General features: G+C 31.6%; 16 protein-coding genes. 6 read left to right on the top strand and 10 right to left on the bottom strand.

Annotation, left to right across the window (positions count from 1 at the left end):
* Window positions 1–74: 74 nt before the first annotated feature.
* From ACIQ2J_RS02910 to ACIQ2J_RS02885, 6 genes are all read right to left on the bottom strand, one after another.
* Window positions 75–1,007 carry a malate dehydrogenase gene (locus ACIQ2J_RS02910; protein ID WP_396166480.1) on the bottom strand — a complete coding sequence of 311 codons (933 nt, stop codon included), beginning with the start codon at window positions 1,005–1,007 and terminating at the stop codon, window positions 75–77.
* A 28-nt stretch (window positions 1,008–1,035) separates the two neighbouring features.
* A complete protein-coding gene (locus ACIQ2J_RS02905) occupies window positions 1,036–2,085 on the bottom strand; it encodes a DUF6588 family protein (protein WP_396166476.1) in 1,050 nt (349 codons plus the stop codon).
* Entirely contained in the window at window positions 2,057–3,997 is a 1,941-nt protein-coding gene (gyrB, locus tag ACIQ2J_RS02900) for a DNA topoisomerase (ATP-hydrolyzing) subunit B (protein WP_396166473.1), read from the bottom strand. Before gyrB ends, ACIQ2J_RS02905 begins: the two co-directional genes overlap by 29 nt.
* A 192-nt stretch (window positions 3,998–4,189) precedes the next feature.
* Complete coding sequence (locus tag ACIQ2J_RS02895) at window positions 4,190–4,561, bottom strand: sulfite exporter TauE/SafE family protein (protein ID WP_396166470.1); 372 nt, start codon at window positions 4,559–4,561, stop codon at window positions 4,190–4,192.
* A gap of 11 nt (window positions 4,562–4,572) precedes the next feature.
* Window positions 4,573–5,466 carry a lytic transglycosylase domain-containing protein gene (locus ACIQ2J_RS02890; RefSeq protein WP_396166468.1) on the bottom strand — a complete coding sequence of 298 codons (894 nt, stop codon included), beginning with the start codon at window positions 5,464–5,466 and terminating at the stop codon, window positions 4,573–4,575.
* Between the two features lie 50 nt (window positions 5,467–5,516).
* Entirely contained in the window at window positions 5,517–6,212 is a 696-nt protein-coding gene (locus ACIQ2J_RS02885; RefSeq protein WP_396166466.1) for an alpha/beta hydrolase, read from the bottom strand.
* A 50-nt stretch (window positions 6,213–6,262) separates the two neighbouring features.
* Here ACIQ2J_RS02885 and ACIQ2J_RS02880 point away from each other — a divergent pair, with 50 nt between their 5' ends.
* The 6 genes from ACIQ2J_RS02880 to ACIQ2J_RS02855 all read left to right on the top strand — a co-directional run bounded on the left by ACIQ2J_RS02880 (window position 6,263) and on the right by ACIQ2J_RS02855 (window position 11,563).
* Window positions 6,263–6,574: a GNAT family N-acetyltransferase gene (locus ACIQ2J_RS02880; protein ID WP_396166465.1), complete on the top strand. Its 312-nt coding sequence runs from the start codon at window positions 6,263–6,265 to the stop codon at window positions 6,572–6,574.
* A 94-nt stretch (window positions 6,575–6,668) separates the two neighbouring features.
* Window positions 6,669–7,010 carry a hypothetical protein gene (locus tag ACIQ2J_RS02875; protein ID WP_396166463.1) on the top strand — a complete coding sequence of 114 codons (342 nt, stop codon included), beginning with the start codon at window positions 6,669–6,671 and terminating at the stop codon, window positions 7,008–7,010.
* Window positions 7,011–7,081: 71 nt separating this feature from the next.
* Window positions 7,082–7,729 (top strand): hypothetical protein, encoded by a 648-nt coding sequence (locus ACIQ2J_RS02870; protein ID WP_396166461.1) that lies wholly within the window; start codon window positions 7,082–7,084, stop codon window positions 7,727–7,729.
* 76 nt (window positions 7,730–7,805) lie between these two features.
* The gene (locus ACIQ2J_RS02865) at window positions 7,806–8,333 is read left to right on the top strand and encodes an RNA polymerase sigma factor (RefSeq protein ID WP_396166459.1); all 528 of its coding nucleotides are present in this window, start codon (window positions 7,806–7,808) and stop codon (window positions 8,331–8,333) included.
* Window positions 8,334–8,366: 33 nt separating this feature from the next.
* Complete coding sequence (locus ACIQ2J_RS02860; protein ID WP_396166457.1) at window positions 8,367–9,272, top strand: FecR family protein; 906 nt, start codon at window positions 8,367–8,369, stop codon at window positions 9,270–9,272.
* On the top strand, window positions 9,272–11,563 hold the full coding sequence (locus ACIQ2J_RS02855) for a TonB-dependent receptor plug domain-containing protein (RefSeq protein ID WP_396166454.1): 2,292 nt from the start codon (window positions 9,272–9,274) through the stop codon (window positions 11,561–11,563). The genes ACIQ2J_RS02860 and ACIQ2J_RS02855 overlap by 1 nt, the downstream gene beginning before the upstream one ends.
* A gap of 11 nt (window positions 11,564–11,574) precedes the next feature.
* On the opposite strand, the gene mtaB is transcribed toward ACIQ2J_RS02855, so the two are convergent.
* The 4 genes from mtaB to ACIQ2J_RS02835 form a co-directional block, all read right to left on the bottom strand.
* A complete protein-coding gene (gene mtaB / locus ACIQ2J_RS02850; protein WP_396166452.1) occupies window positions 11,575–12,894 on the bottom strand; it encodes a tRNA (N(6)-L-threonylcarbamoyladenosine(37)-C(2))-methylthiotransferase MtaB in 1,320 nt (439 codons plus the stop codon).
* 104 nt (window positions 12,895–12,998) lie between these two features.
* Window positions 12,999–14,201, bottom strand: coding sequence for an ATP-binding protein (locus ACIQ2J_RS02845; RefSeq protein WP_396166450.1), 1,203 nt, complete (start codon window positions 14,199–14,201; stop codon window positions 12,999–13,001).
* A 159-nt stretch (window positions 14,202–14,360) separates the two neighbouring features.
* Window positions 14,361–15,536, bottom strand: coding sequence for a GlmU family protein (locus tag ACIQ2J_RS02840; protein WP_396166448.1), 1,176 nt, complete (start codon window positions 15,534–15,536; stop codon window positions 14,361–14,363).
* A gap of 129 nt (window positions 15,537–15,665) precedes the next feature.
* Window positions 15,666–15,917, bottom strand: a complete 252-nt coding sequence (locus ACIQ2J_RS02835) for a type B 50S ribosomal protein L31 (RefSeq protein WP_396166445.1) — start codon at window positions 15,915–15,917, stop codon at window positions 15,666–15,668.
* Window positions 15,918–15,995: the final 78 nt, after the last annotated feature.

Here is a 15,995-nt window from a genome sequence, read left to right as displayed (position 1 = left end):
AAATTATTTACCAATTAATATCAAAAAAAAGACTGCAAAAATGCAGTCTTTAAAAAGATTATACTTTTATTTTATTATAATACCGATTTTAAATCGGCATTCATAGCTCTAACAGCATCTGCACTTTTAGCAAATTTTGCTTTTTCGTCGTCGTTTAATTGAATATCTACAATTTTTTCAACGCCATTTCTTCCAATAATACATGGAACACCAATACAAATATCGCTTTGACCATATTCTCCATCAAGCATAACGGAACATGGAATCATTTTCTTTTGGTCGTTTAAAATAGAATCTACTAAGAAAGCAACAGAAGCACCTGGTGCATACCAAGCAGAAGTTCCTAATAAACCTGTAAGTGTAGCGCCACCAACCATAGTATCTGCAGCAACTTTAGTCAATTCATCTTCCGATAAAAATTGAGAAACTGGAACGCCATTATAAGAAGCCAATCTAGTTAATGGAATCATTGTAGTATCACCATGACCACCAATAACCATTCCTTGAATATCGTTAGCTGGTTTATTTAAAGCCAAAGATAAATAGGTTTTGAAACGAGAACTGTCTAAAGTTCCGCCCATTCCTATAATTCTGTTTTTAGGTAAACCTGTAGCTTTTAATGTTAAATAAGTCATCGTATCCATAGGATTAGAAACTACAACTACAATTGCATTTGGCGAATGAACTAATAAATTTTCAGCAACTGTTTTCACAATTCCTGCATTAATACCAATTAGTTCTTCTCTTGTCATTCCGGGTTTTCTTGGTATTCCAGAGGTAATTACAACTACATCACTTCCTGCTGTTTTAGAATAATCATTAGTACTTCCCACCATTTTAGTGTTAAATCCTAAAGTGGTTTGGGTTTGCATGATATCCAATGCTTTTCCTTCTGCAAAACCTTCTCTAATGTCTAATAATACGATTTCACTCGCAATTCTTCTGTAAGCAATAGCGTCTGCGCATGTAGCTCCTACGTTTCCTGCTCCTACTATGGTAACTTTCATTTTGTTGTGTATTATATTTATAAAAAAATTAAAATTCGTATTGTAAAGATAAGTTTGTGTTTACAAATTTACCAAAAGCAACGGAAGATTGCACATAAAATTTGTTAAATTGGTATCTACCGGATATTTCCCAGATGCTATTAAATTTGGCCTTGTAAATATCCTTAAGCTTTTCATTTAATATATATTGTACAGGAATAATATCTTCTATTTGCCCTTTTTCTCCAGTTAAAAAATATTTAAAATCACTTCGATTTGTAATGGAACTTAACATCAGTTCCAATTTTTTCCATTCTTTGGATGCACTAATTTGAAATTGACATGTTTCAACCTTACCAGTAATTCTATTAATACCTAGATTTCCATAAGAAGTATAAGTATCTAAAAAATCAAAACTAATATCTTCTTTAGAAAAAGCAAAGAGTGCCGCTAGGTTAATTTTATGTTTGGTCAACGAAGATATATATTGACTAAAATTGTGTTTTAATCCTAAACCATAAACTTGATAGTTTCCCCTTTTTAATTTTACTTTCGAAGAATATTTACCAACTACTTCAAATCCTTTCCACAAAGAAATAGAACCTTGTATGTATGGATATATAATAGATTCCTGACCAACTCCTTTGGGAGTCTGCATCTTAATTTGGTTATTGCTATCTAATTGACCAACTAAATAATATTGTTCTTCATTTCCTAAAGCTGTTGGAACCGTTGCAGAAGAAATTGGTTCGGAGTTGGCATTTTGAATGGTAAAAAAAGAAAAATCGGAATTTTTTATTTCAAAACTTCTATCGCTTTTTGGCACTAAGAAAGCATTTCCATAAACCCCTAAAGTCACTGCAAATAATTTTCGCTTTTTAGCTGAACTCATCCATCCAGCAGAAGACTGGTAAACAGCTGCATCCGTAGCTGGCGTGACGTATTTATCGGAATAAACAGTTGCATCATTTAAAAACAAGCCAATCTGCGCTAGGGTTTGGGGGGATTGAGAAAAGGATTTACCTGAAAAAATCAAGCAAATCCCTATCACAATATATTTTGAAAAAAGATTACGCATCAATATTTGCGTAAACTGCATTTTTTTCGATAAATTCTCTACGAGGCGGAACTTCATCTCCCATTAACATAGAGAAAACTCTGTCGGCTTCCGCTAGGCTATCAATAGTTACTTGGCGCAAAGTTCTAAAACTAGGATCCATTGTAGTTTCCCATAATTGCTCCGCGTTCATTTCTCCTAGACCTTTATAACGTTGGATCGCTGCGCTACCTCCCATTTTTTCATTGGCAATATCGCGTTGATTATCCGTCCAAGCATATTCTTTTTTATTTCCTTTTTTAACTAAATATAAAGGTGGTGCTGCAATATAAATATGTCCTTGCTCGATTAATTCTCTCATAAATCTAAAGAAGAATGTTAGAATCAAAGTTGCAATGTGACTACCATCGACATCGGCATCACACATAATAATTACTTTATGGTAACGTAATTTTTCAATATTTAATGCTTTACTGTCTTCAGGAGTTCCAATAGTTACTCCAAGTGCTGTAAAAATATTTCGAATCTCTTCGTTTTCAAATACTTTATGATGCATTGCTTTTTCTACATTCAAGATTTTACCACGTAATGGCAAAATAGCTTGAAATGCTCTATCACGACCTTGTTTAGCTGTACCACCAGCCGAATCTCCCTCGACAAGATACACTTCACAACGTGCAGGATCTTGTTCCGAACAATCGGACAACTTCCCTGGTAATCCACCACCACCAAGTACTGTTTTACGTTGTACCATTTCACGCGCTTTCTTAGCTGCGTGACGGGCTTGAGCCGCAAGGATAACTTTTTGAACAATGATACGAGCATCGTTTGGATTTTCTTCCAAATAATTCTCAATCATTTCACTCACCGCTTGACTTACTGGCGAAACAACCTCTCTATTTCCAAGTTTGGTTTTCGTTTGTCCTTCAAATTGTGGTTCAGAAACTTTAACAGAAATAATTGCAGTTAATCCTTCACGGAAATCATCTCCAGAAATTTCAAACTTTAATTTGTCTAACATTCCCGAAGCATCGGCATATTTTTTCAGAGATCGAGTAAGCCCCGTTCTAAAACCTTGTAAATGCGTTCCTCCTTCGTGTGTATTAATATTATTTACGTAAGAAAATATATTCTCGGTATAACTAGTATTATAAATCAAGGCAACTTCTACTGGAATTTCGCCCTTATCGTGATCCATTGAAATCACGTGAGAAATAATTGGCTCACGGTTACCATCCAAATAACGGATATATTCTTTCAAACCTTCATCGGAATGAAAAACTTCACTTACAAAATTACCATCTTTATCGACTTCTCTTTTATCCGTAAAAGTTATTGTAATTCCTTTGTTTAAGAAAGAAAGCTCACGCATTCTAGCCGACAAAGTATCATAAGAAAATTCAATAGTTTGAGTGAAAATTGTACTATCCGGATAGAACGTAACAATAGTTCCTCTTTTAGTAGTCTCTCCTATTTGTTTAACAGGATAAAGTGCTTTTCCTCTTTCGTATTCTTGTTCGTATACTTTTCCATCTCTATGAACTGTTGCAGTTAAATGTTCGGATAATGCATTTACTACCGAAACCCCAACTCCGTGAAGTCCTCCAGAAACTTTATAAGAATCTTTGTCAAATTTACCTCCAGCTCCAATTTTAGTCATTACAACTTCTAGAGCAGAAACGCCTTCTTTTTTATGAAGATCTACCGGAATACCACGACCATTATCTTCTACAGAAACGGATCCGTCTTCATTTATTGCCACCCCAATGGTATCACAATGGCCTCCCATTGCCTCATCAATAGAGTTATCTACAACTTCATAAACTAAATGATGTAAACCTCTTACACCAATATCTCCAATATACATAGATGGTCGCATTCTTACGTGCTCCATTCCTTCTAATGCCTGAATACTATCTGCTGAATAATTGTTCTTTTTGATTTCTTCGCTCATATATTTTTATTCTATAATGTATTTTTTGTATAACACGCAAATATATTAAATCACGAAGGATTACAAAGTCCTTTTAAGTATTTTATACAGCAAGTTATTAACATTATCCTTTAATAAATAGTGCAAAATGAAAAGTAGAGAATTAAATTAAGAAAAATTCAACTTTGTTTTTAATAAGCAGAAAAATAGCGGTTATTTCCCGAAAATCATTTTTCCGGCGATTGCTAATAAAATAAAACCGAAAATTTTCTTTAAAATTTTTTGGTCAATATTTATGGCTATTTTACTTCCAAAATAGCCTCCTATTACAAAGAATAGGGAAATTATAATAGCATATTTCCAATCAATAAATCCTGCTTTGTGATAATTGAGTACCGCTAAAATGGTAACTGGCGGTAATAAAGCAGCTAAACTTGTACCTTGAGCCTGTTGTTGTGTAAATCCAAGAAGCAATAGCATTGGAACCATTATTATTCCGCCACCAATACCTATCAAACCGCTTAATACACCAGCAACTATACCTATACAGATTAAAATTATTATGGTTTGAAAAGTCATTTTCATTGGTTGTTATATTAATATCCTTCTGTTGGGATTTCAATTTGGTATTTTTTCTTTGTTGGATTGGATAATTTTTTATCGCGCAACCACGGATTGTGAATCTTTAAAATCTTATAATTAATTCCTTGTTTTTTAGCAAAAATCGCCAAATCGGTAATGGAACTATCAACTTCTAAAGTTTTGGTTGGAATATTTTCATACAATTCATTTTTAGCAACTTCAAATCCATAAAGTTCCGGATGTTTCATGATTTCTTTAAGTGCTAAAATTCTAAAAACATATCTTGAAGTTTCATCGGTGAGTAGTAAATCATAATAATCAGAAACTTGTTGTTCGGTAATTTTGGTGTTAACGCCATTCATTCCGCTATTGTAAGAAGCAGCAGCTAGTGTCCAATTTCCAAATTTTTGTTTGGCGGCCAATAAATATTTGCAAGCTGCTTCGGTAGATTTTTGCAAATGGTAGCGCTCGTCTACGCCATCACTAACCTCCATACCTTTTTCTTTGGCAGTTTCGGGCATAAATTGCCAAACACCACGTGCTCCAGCAGAAGAAACGGCATTAGTTAAAGCGCTTTCTATAACGGCTAAATATTTAAAATCATCTGGAACTCCATATTGTTTTAATATTGGTTCTATAATTGGAAATGCGCGATTGGCTCGTTTTAATATTAAAATAGTAGAAGAATGCAGATTAGCGTTAACTAATAGTTCACGATCAAAACGCTCCCGCACATCGGCTATTTGCAACGGAGCTTTTTCGCCAGCGAAATCTACCGAAACTGGAAAATACTGGGAAGTTCCTTCGTGCAACAATTTCTTTTTATCGTCTCCCGAAAGAGCAAACACGAACAAACCACAAGCAAAAACTAGTACTGCCAAGATTCCAAAAATCTGTATCTTTTTCATTTTCATTTCTTTTTATTAGTTTGCAAAGTTACAATAATCGAGCCTAAAAATTAAAGAGCTTCTCCTAAAATTATTTTGGGTAAATTTTGATTAAACCATCTAAAACGGTTCAAAATCATAAGGTGTGTACCTCCTTTAACATTGATAAAGGATTTAATATTTTTAGAAGGAAAAACCTCATCGGCATCTCCATGAATGTGAATTACATTAGCGTCAATCTTTATTCTTTCCCAGCATACCACTTGTTCAATCGCCCAATCTAAATACTCCTTATTTCGTAAGTGCAAAAACTGTTCGTACAACTTTAACCGTTGTTTCATAACGTCTCCAAAAGCGTATTTTACAAGCTTTTCGACATCTTGCAAAAGACCGGTCGGTACTAATTTATAAGCCAAAGTGGTTTTAGCAATTTTCATTCTACGGGGCAATTCGGTATTCGATTTAACACTAGAAACGATTATTAATTTTCTTAATTCTAAAAATTGAGCCATTTCTTGAACTAAAATTCCACCAAAAGAAACGCCCAATAATACAGCATTTTCATGGACCACTTTTTCTGCCATTCGCTTGGCATAATTTGTAAGAGTTTCCTGATTTTCAGGCTGGAACCATTCTAAAAGATGGATTTCAAAAGTATCCTTTGGTAAGTCAATTCTTTCAAAAATTGAGGAGCTAGCTGCCAAACCAGGCATAAAATAAACGGGGATCTTACTCATATTTTTATCTATTTCGATGGTATTATCCATTATTTATTCCGAAATTTGCATAAAATTAATTCAATTTTATTGATTTATATATGAACACAGAGATAATTTTAGAAAAAATGGAAATTAAAGACAATACCTTCGCTAGACAATTTGAGACTTTGGTGGATGGGAAGTTGGTTTCCCTTGAATATTCTTTTCAAGAAAAGAAAATTTTTCTTACTCGTATCAACGTGCCTGAAGGTTTTACTGATGAAGAATTTATCAATGACTTATTGAAAAATATTATGGAAATAGCTTACGACCGCAAACTAAAAGTTGTTCCTATCCTTCCTAAAATTGCATTGTTTTTTAGAAAAAATGTTACTTATAGAGATTTACTACCTCCGGGGATTAAGATATAATTTATAAAATTCCAAATTTAAAAATTCCAAATTCCAATTGTATCGTCATAATTGAAATTTGGAATTTTATTTTGGAATTTATTATATTTACCAAATGAATCCTGAAGAACTAAACCTTAACATCCTTGCTTTTTTCGAATCTATCGAAAAATATTATGGTTGTAAAACGGAAATTACAGAAGGTTTATTTTCAGAATTAAACAATTTAGATGCTAATTTATCCACTTGGAATTTATCTAAATTTGATTTAATACGATCTGCCTATCGAAAAAATGGTGGGCGATTTATGTTGGAAGGCGACAGCATGTACTATGAAATATCTGGTGAACGAATTGTAGATTTTAAGCAACCCGGAAGGCATAAATTTGAATTTATAGAACAATATAGTGAAACCGTTTTTAGGATAACTAAAATTCGATTTCATAATAATTATTAATTATTTTACATAAATAAGTAGGGTGTTTACTTTTTAAGTTGTCTTAACTAAGAACATTAAAATTATTTATTATGAAAAACATTAAACTATTACTTGTATTAGTAACATTATCATCTGTTACTTTATTCTCCTGCTCTGACAACAATTCTGTTGAAAAAGAAGCTGTAGTCCCTTCAAAAAGTGTGTCGCTTAGAACGCATCTTAGCAAAATGAAAATCAACCATAACATTCATGGTAAAAGCGCAACAGACACATTTACGTTTTTATTTCCTGTAACTTTTTCTTATTCTAACGGAACCACTGTTACTGTAGATTCTAATCAAGCGTTATTGAATTTATTAGAAAATGAAACCCAAACACTTTATTTAGATGGTGTAGCATTTCCTTTTCAAATTGTTGTAGCGAGTGATAATAGTACTACAACTGTAACCACTGAAAGTGGATATGAAACTGTATTGGAAAACAACAATATTCCAACAGTTAATAGTATTGCAACGCAATCAACTTGTTTTAATTTCATTTATCCTATTTCTGTTATTAATCAAAATAATCAACCAGTAGTTATAAATAATGACACCGAACTTGCTACTTATGCAAGCACTCACAATCCAATTAATTTTGTATATCCTTTTACTGTACTTGCAATAGATAGTCAAGGAGTGACAACTGTTATAGTAGATAATTTATACGATTTCTTGAATTTAAACATTTGCAACTAATTTAGATTCTTCATAAATTAATTTAGATTACCACATATTTAAACAGCTAAATATGTGGTAATTATTTAAAAAAAATATGGAAATAATTGACATAAAACCTACACTTCCTTTATGTTCTGACACTATTTTTAGTTCGGTTTTCGAATCTTATTTCAAATTATTAAGGAATTTTTTAATTTATAGATATAAAAACACAGAATTCGCCGATGACATTGCTCAAAATGCCTTTGTTATTTTGTGGGAAAACTGCAATTCTTTAAAAACCGAACAAGCAAAAAGTTTTTTATATACCACTGCTATACGCCTTTCTTTAAATCAAATAAAACACAATAAAGTGGTTTCTAATTTTGAAATTATATCTAAACCAAAATCAATAACTGCTGAATCTCCAGAGTTTTTATTAGAAGAAAATGAATTGAAAATTTTACTAGAAAAAGCAATAAATGATTTGCCTGAAAAACAAAGAACTGTTTTTTTAATGAATAGATTTGAAAACCAATCTTACTCTGAAATTGCAATTATTATGAATTTATCTGTTAAAGCAGTTGAAAAAAGAATGCACCAAGCGTTACTATCACTAAGAAAAATTGTACAAAATGTTTAAAAGATATAAAAACTATTAAACAACCTACTATCTATGAAAAATAAAAATGACATCTTTCTATCGGATTGGTTAGCAAATAAAATTACAGATGAAGAACTTAAAAATGTTGTTTCAGAGAATGATTTTCTTGCCTATAAAAAATTAAGAGAAACCTTAGATCAGTTTGAAATTGAAAGTCCAAATATGACAGAGAATTTCAAATCTATTAATCAAAAAATAAATAGGAAAAAAAATGATTTAAAAGCAAAAAAGGCAATTTCTATTTGGCCTTATGTATCTATTGCAGCAAGTTTTATTTTACTATTTGGTTTGTACCAATTTACATATAATGCTAATACTATTGTTTGTGAGGCAGGAAAAACCAAGTCTATTGTATTAAGTGATAATTCCCAGGTTACATTAAATACAAAATCAAAAATTTCTTATCCAAATCTTTTCAAATTTCATAGAACACTACAGCTGGAAGGCGAAGCATTTTTTGAAGTCAAGAAAGGAAGCACTTTCACTGTTAAAACATCTCTAGGATCTATTAAAGTTCTTGGAACAAAATTCAATGTCACATCGGCTAATGGTTATTTTGAAGTGGTTTGTTATAGCGGTAGTGTAATGGTTGAACACCTAAATAACAAAACGGTATTAAAGGCAAACGATGCAGTACGTTTTTACGAAAAAACTAAAGAAAACTGGAAAGAAACATCCTTAGCTACACCAGATTGGATGAATGGTGAATCAACATTTAAAAATATACCCGTTAAATATGTAATTGAAACTTTTGAAAGACAATATAATGTACAGATTAATCGTCCGAAAAAAATTGATACTATAAAATTCACAGGAAGTTTTACAAATAGCAATATTGAAACTGCCTTAAAATCAATTTGTTTCCCTTTAAACTTGAAATATAATAACAACAATAACGGAACAATTACAATTTATTAATGAGAATAGTAACCATTCTTAGTTTGTTTTGTCTTCTTTTTCAAACTTCATGGTCACAAAAAACCGAAAAATACCAATTTAAATTTTCGGATACCAAAGTTGAAAAAGTACTGCTAGATATTGAACAAAAATTCAATATCCGATATTCCTATGTTGATAGTATATTAACTTCAAAAACCATTTCGATTCCTAAAAAAAGGCTTTCAATTAAAGAGATTAACCTCAGTATAGAAAACCAAACAGGTCTAAAAATAATTAATATCGACAATCATTTTTATTCTATTATAGCACCCGAAAACATTTCTAAAACATATAAATTAGAGGAAGTTCTTATTGAAGGGTTTTTATCAACTGGAATTAATAAAATTGACCAAAAGCTCACCCTTAAACCATCTAAAATAGCAGTTTTACCTGGAGTTACCGATACCGATTTACTTTTGTCCCTTCAACAATTGCCAGGCGTAAAAAGTCCTAATGAAACAGCTACTAGACTGCACATAAGAGGAGGCACTCCCGATCAAAATCAAATAACATGGAATGGAATAAGACTGTATCATTCGGGACATTTGTTTGGCATGATTTCCGGAATAAATCCAAATATTGATCAAACGGTAACTTATTTTAACAAAGCTACAAGTCCAAAATATGGCGAAAAAATAGCCAGTATCATTGACATACAAACTACCGATGCTATTCCTGAAAAAGCAAAATATAACCTTGGAATAAATGCGCTCAATACCGACTTATGCGTTCAAACTCCACTAGTAAAAAAGAAGCTTGGGCTTCAATTTTCTGCACGAAAATCATTCACAGAATGGGTACAATCGCCAACTTTTACTCAATTAGCCGAAAAGGTTTTTCAAAATACTAATTTGAACCAATTTGATACAAAAAATCAATTTAGTTTTCAAGATTTCTCTGCTAAATTAATTTATAAACCAAATACTAAAAAGGAAATTTCTCTATCAAGCATCTATATTGACAACAATTTAAACTTTACCACAGAAAATCAAGAAGGTACTATTAACAATCAACTGATGAATATTTTAAACTATGGTTTAAGTTTGAATTGGATGCAAAATTATGGTCCTAAATTCAGTCATAAGATAGTTCTCTTCTACTCCTTATACGATTTTTATTATGAAAAAAGACAAGAATATCCGTCAACAAAATTTGAAGCATTTAAAAAACTAAATAGAATTTTAGACTCTGGTATTGAATTGAATTTTTTATCTTCCTTACATAAAAATTTAAATTTAGACTATGGTTATCAAATTTTAGGAAATGATGCCTCACACCTTTTCAATAACTACAATCAAGAATTTGGAATCGATTTAAGCACCAAACATCTTTACAACATAAATCATGTTGTATATGCCGATTTAAAGTACAAACCCGAAACTTGGACTATTAATCTTGGAATGCGGTATGTGAAATTTAGCACCTTAAAAGAGCAAAATATTGAACCTAGAATTTACATTCAGAAAAAGATTTTCCGACCATTTTTTTGGCACATTTCTTACGAAAATCGAAGTCAAACATTAAGTCAAATAAGAGAAAACTTTGCCAATGATTTGAGTTTAGAAAATTATATATGGGTACTTTCAAGTAAGGAAGGCTATCCAATAATTAAATCCAATCAAACAGCAACTGGTTTCATTATTAAATCAAAAAAATGGCTTTTAGATTTAGACGCTTATTACAAAACCATTAACGGTATAAGTTCTTTCACTTTTGGATTTCAAAATCAAAACGATTCTAATATTCTAAAAGGAATTGGTTTTACAAAAGGAGTAGATGTTTTATTACAAATGACAACTCCAAGCACTAGAATATGGTCAACCTATACCTTTCAAGATTCGAAAAATAAATTTGAAAATATTAACGATGATAATTATTTTCAAACCAATACCAACATAAAACACGCTTTCAGTTTATCTATAAATCAAAAATGGACTAATTTTAACGTTGCTGCAGGTTGGTTTATTAATTCTGGGAAACCTTATGGATTATTAAATGATGCTAGTAAAATTGCTACTTACAATTCAGAAAATTTACCAAATTACCACCATTTAGACATTTCTTGTGCCTATCAAATTCGAAATTTAAAAGAAAAACAAATAAACGTTGGATTCTCTTGTTATAATATCTACAATAACCATAAAATAATTAGCAAAGAATTCCAAAGAAGGTACATTACTCAAGATGATTTTGACAATCCAAAATACACCATTCAGAATTATTATTCCTTAGGAATAACCCCAAATGTTTTTATGCGAATTATTTTCTAATCATTTACCTTTTAATTTCTAAACTCCATTCGAACGCTTCCGTCTTCATCAATTCTGGTAAGATTAATTTCGTGTAAGGTATTGACCAATTCCGGATTCCAAGGGGTTTTTACTTTTACATAATTTTCAGTGAAACCATGAATGTAGCCTTCTTTATTTTCGCTTTCAAATAAAACGGTTCTGTTGGTTCCAATTTGACTTTCATAAAAAGCACGACGTTTTTTAACGGATAGTCCGCGTAACATTTTGCTTCTTTTGGAACGCACATTCATTGCAACTACGCCTTCCATTGTGGCTGCTTCAGTATTATCCCTTTCGGAATAGGTAAAAACGTGCAAATAAGAAATATCCATTTCATTTAAAAAATGATAGGTTTCTAGAAAATCCTCATCCGTTTCACCAGGAAAACCAACAATAACATCAACACCAATGCAGGCATGCGGCATTACTTCGCGAATTTTGGCAACGCGTTCGGTATAAACTTCTCGCAAATAGCGACGTTTCATTTTCTTCAAAATTTCATTACTACCCGATTGTAACGGAATGTGAAAATGCGGCACAAATGTGCGACTTTGGGATACAAATTCTATGGTTTCATTTTTCAATAAATTAGGTTCAATAGAAGAAATACGCAAGCGCTCAATTCCTTCTACCTCATCTAATGCTTTTACCAAATCTAGAAAAGTGTGTTCGTGTTTTTTATTTCCAAATTCTCCTTTGCCATAATCGCCAATATTTACTCCGGTAAGAACAATTTCTTTGATATTTTGTTTGGAAATTTCGGAAGCATTTTTCAAAACATTTTCCAAGGCATCACTTCTAGAAATTCCGCGTGCCAAGGGAATCGTGCAATAGGTACATTTGTAATCGCAGCCGTCTTGTACTTTCAAGAAAGCACGCGTTCGATCGCCAATGGAGTAACTTCCTACATAAAAATCGGCTTCTTCAATCTCGCAGGAATGCACTTCACTCCTATCGTTTTTGGTTAGGTCGTTTATATAATCGGTGATTTTAAATTTTTCGGTAGCACCCAATACTAAATCTACTCCATCCACAGAGGCTAGTTCTTCGGGTTTTAATTGGGCATAGCAACCAACGGCAGCAATAAATGCTTTGTCGTTTAGTTTCATTGCTTTTTTAACAATTTGCTTGAATTGTTTATCGGCATTTTCAGTAACAGAGCAGGTGTTGATAACATACATATCGGCTACTTCTTCAAAGTCAACCCGATCAAATCCTTCGTCTTGAAAATTTCTAGCAATAGTAGACGTTTCAGAGAAATTCAATTTGCATCCTAAAGTGTAGAATGCTACTTTTTTTTTGTTTTCCATAAGTAAACTCAATTAATGAAATCGTTGTCAAAAAATTGAGATTGCAAATTTACAAACATTTTTTTAATAATTTGCCTAACAAATTTTGAAAATCTGTCAGGCAATTATAGTATTAAATCCATTTTTTTCCACCACCAAAATTCCAAAGGAAAATCAGGATAATTGCTAATGAATTTTTTATATTTAGATATTTTAGAATCTTGTTCATTAAACTTAACTTCTACTGCAAAACCTTTTAAATATTGGGTTTCTATTACAAAATCCACTTCATTTCCATCGGCAGTTCTCCAATATTTAACCTGATCAGCATCGTATCTTTCTAAAAGCAATCTACAACATAAATTTTCTAAAATAACACCTTTATCGGCACGTTGCTCTATTGGAGAAAAATGATTTACTAATACGTTCCTCAATCCTAAATCGTTAATATACACTTTAGGCATTTTGGTTAACTCCTTTCTAAGATTATTGTAAAATGGTTTTACCAAAGTAATATGAAAACATTTTTGTAAAACATATAAATAGTTTTCAACCGTTGCGTTCGTAATTCGTAAAGTATTTGAGATTTCATTAACATTCAATAAATTTCCCGATTGACTAGCCAAAAGCAACAACATTCTGTAAAATTTAGTTTCATCTGTAATGCCCGACTCCAAAATATCTCTTTTAATAAAGGAATCTCTAATTTCTTTAAGAAGTTCTTTTTTTTGATCTATATTATTTTCCAAAACTACGGCAGGATATCCACCATAATTTACAAACTCATCCATGTAAGTCCAAAGAAGATTTTCTTTTATAGATTTGGATTTCTTTTTATTTTGTAATGAATTTAATTCCGAAACTAAGTCCGTTCTGCCCTTAAAAAGCAAAAACTCTTCAAAATCAAGCGTTCCCATTTGGAAAATCTTTTTTCTCCCAACTAATGAATCCTTAAATTGTCTATCAATATAAAATGCAGAACTTCCTGTAGCAACTATTTTTAATTGACTAGAATATTCATCAAAAAGCAATTTTATGAAATTTGTAGCATTGTCTAAATATTGAATTTCATCAATAAATACAATGATTCGTTCTCCTTCTTGAAGCGGACAAAACTTAAATAGATTTTCTGGATTTTGATTGAGTTCGTCTAAAATATCTTTTCTATCTAAATTTAGAAAATAAGTAGGTTTATTTTGCTTTTTTAAATCTTCATGCAATTGCTTTAATAGAGTTGACTTCCCTATTTGCCTAGCGCCAATAAGGACCGTAAACTCTTTATTAGAAAGATGTTTTGCTATTATTAAAAGTTTTTTTCTTCTTACCATAATGCAAATATATTAAATTATCGGATAATTTTTAAAATTAAAATAAAAATATCTGATAATTTTATACATATATAATATAAAATATCCGATAATTTACATAGTGCACTATATAAATTATCGGATATTTTATATTATTACCCTTCCAAAAAGTAAGAAATATTACTCTTTTCTATATTTTTTAGTTTCTTCAAAAATGTGTTCCAATATCTTTGCATCGTCTTCTGTAAATTCCACATTACGACGTGCCATTACAATTTTAGCAGTTTGAAATGCTTTACTAGTTAAGTACGTTGAAAATCCGGAAGCACCTCCCCAAGAGAAACTTGGCACAAAATTTCTTGGAAATCCAGCTCCAAAAATATTAGTGCTCACGCCTACTACAGTTCCAGTATTGAACATGGTATTGATTCCACATTTACTGTGATCTCCCATCATTAATCCGCAAAATTGCAAACCTGTTTTAGCAAAATTTTCGGTTTCATAACTCCATAATTTTACAGGTTCGTAGTTGTTTTTTAAGTTTGAATTATTGCTGTCGGCTCCAATATTACACCATTCGCCAAGAACAGAATTTCCTAGAAAACCATCGTGCCCTTTGTTGGAATAGGAAAAAAGAACCGAATTATTTACTTCGCCACCAATAACCGAATGAGGACCAACAGTTGTTGCACCATAAACTTTGGATGCCAATTTTACCCTTCCTGATTCGCAAAGTGCAAATGGTCCACGAATAACGGAACCTTCCATAATTTCAGAATTTTTACCAATATATATTGGGCCGGTAGAAGCGTTTAAAGTTACAAATTCTAGTTTCGCACCTTCTTCTATAAATATGTTTTCAGGAGCAATTACATTAACCGATTTCGGAAAAGGCTGTGAGGTTCTTCCTTCTGTAATCAATTCAAAATCTTCTCGTAAAGCAGCGTCATTTTTGGCAAAAATATCCCAAGTGTGTTCAACCGTAAGGCAATCCTCGGAGAAATCTATGATTTCATAAGTATCAAAATCTACTTCTTCTTGAGAATCGTTGGTATAAAAAGCAACAACCTCATCTCCTTTAAAGATAGCTTGATTTTTCTCAAGGTTTTTCACCATTTCCGATAAAATACCGTTTGGTAAAAAAGAAGCATTAATCATTACATTATTTTCAAGTTCTACCATTGGATATTTTTCTGAGAGATATTCTTCGGTTAAAGTTGTGGTGGTATAACCCAAATATTGTTCCCATTTTTCTCGAATGGTTAAAATTCCGATTCGTATATCTGCTACTGGTCGAGTGAAAGTGAATGGCAAAAGTGCCTCACGAACCGTTCCGTCAAAAAGTATGTAGTTCATTTTAAAAGTTTAAAAGTTTAGGAGTTTAGAAATACTATTAAACCCTGTTCAAAAGTACAAAGATTTAGTAAATAAAAAAACCTCCCAATAAATTGAAAGGTCTTAATAAAATTTGAACACTGTAAAATATTATTTACCGTGTTTAGCGTATTTAGTTTTGAATTTATCAATACGTCCTGCAGTATCGATAAGTTTAGATTTACCTGTGTAAAATGGGTGCGATGTTCTAGAGATCTCCATTTTATAAACTGGATATTCAATTCCTTCGTGAGTGATAGTTTCTTTAGTTTCAACTGTTGATTTAGTGATAAAAACATCTTCGTTTGACATGTCTTTAAAAGCAACTAATCTGTAATTTTCTGGGTGAATTCCTTGTTTCATTGTGTAAATCTTTTATTTGTTATGAGGTAGTTTGTTGTGAAGCTTTTAAAGAAAAGGTATCAACTGACTACAACTTTT

This window comes from Flavobacterium sp., from assembly GCF_044357305.1.
Classification (GTDB): Bacteria; Bacteroidota; Bacteroidia; order Flavobacteriales; family Flavobacteriaceae; genus Flavobacterium.
Note: the sequence above shows the minus strand (reverse complement) of the source record. Positions and strands in the feature narration are given on the sequence as shown.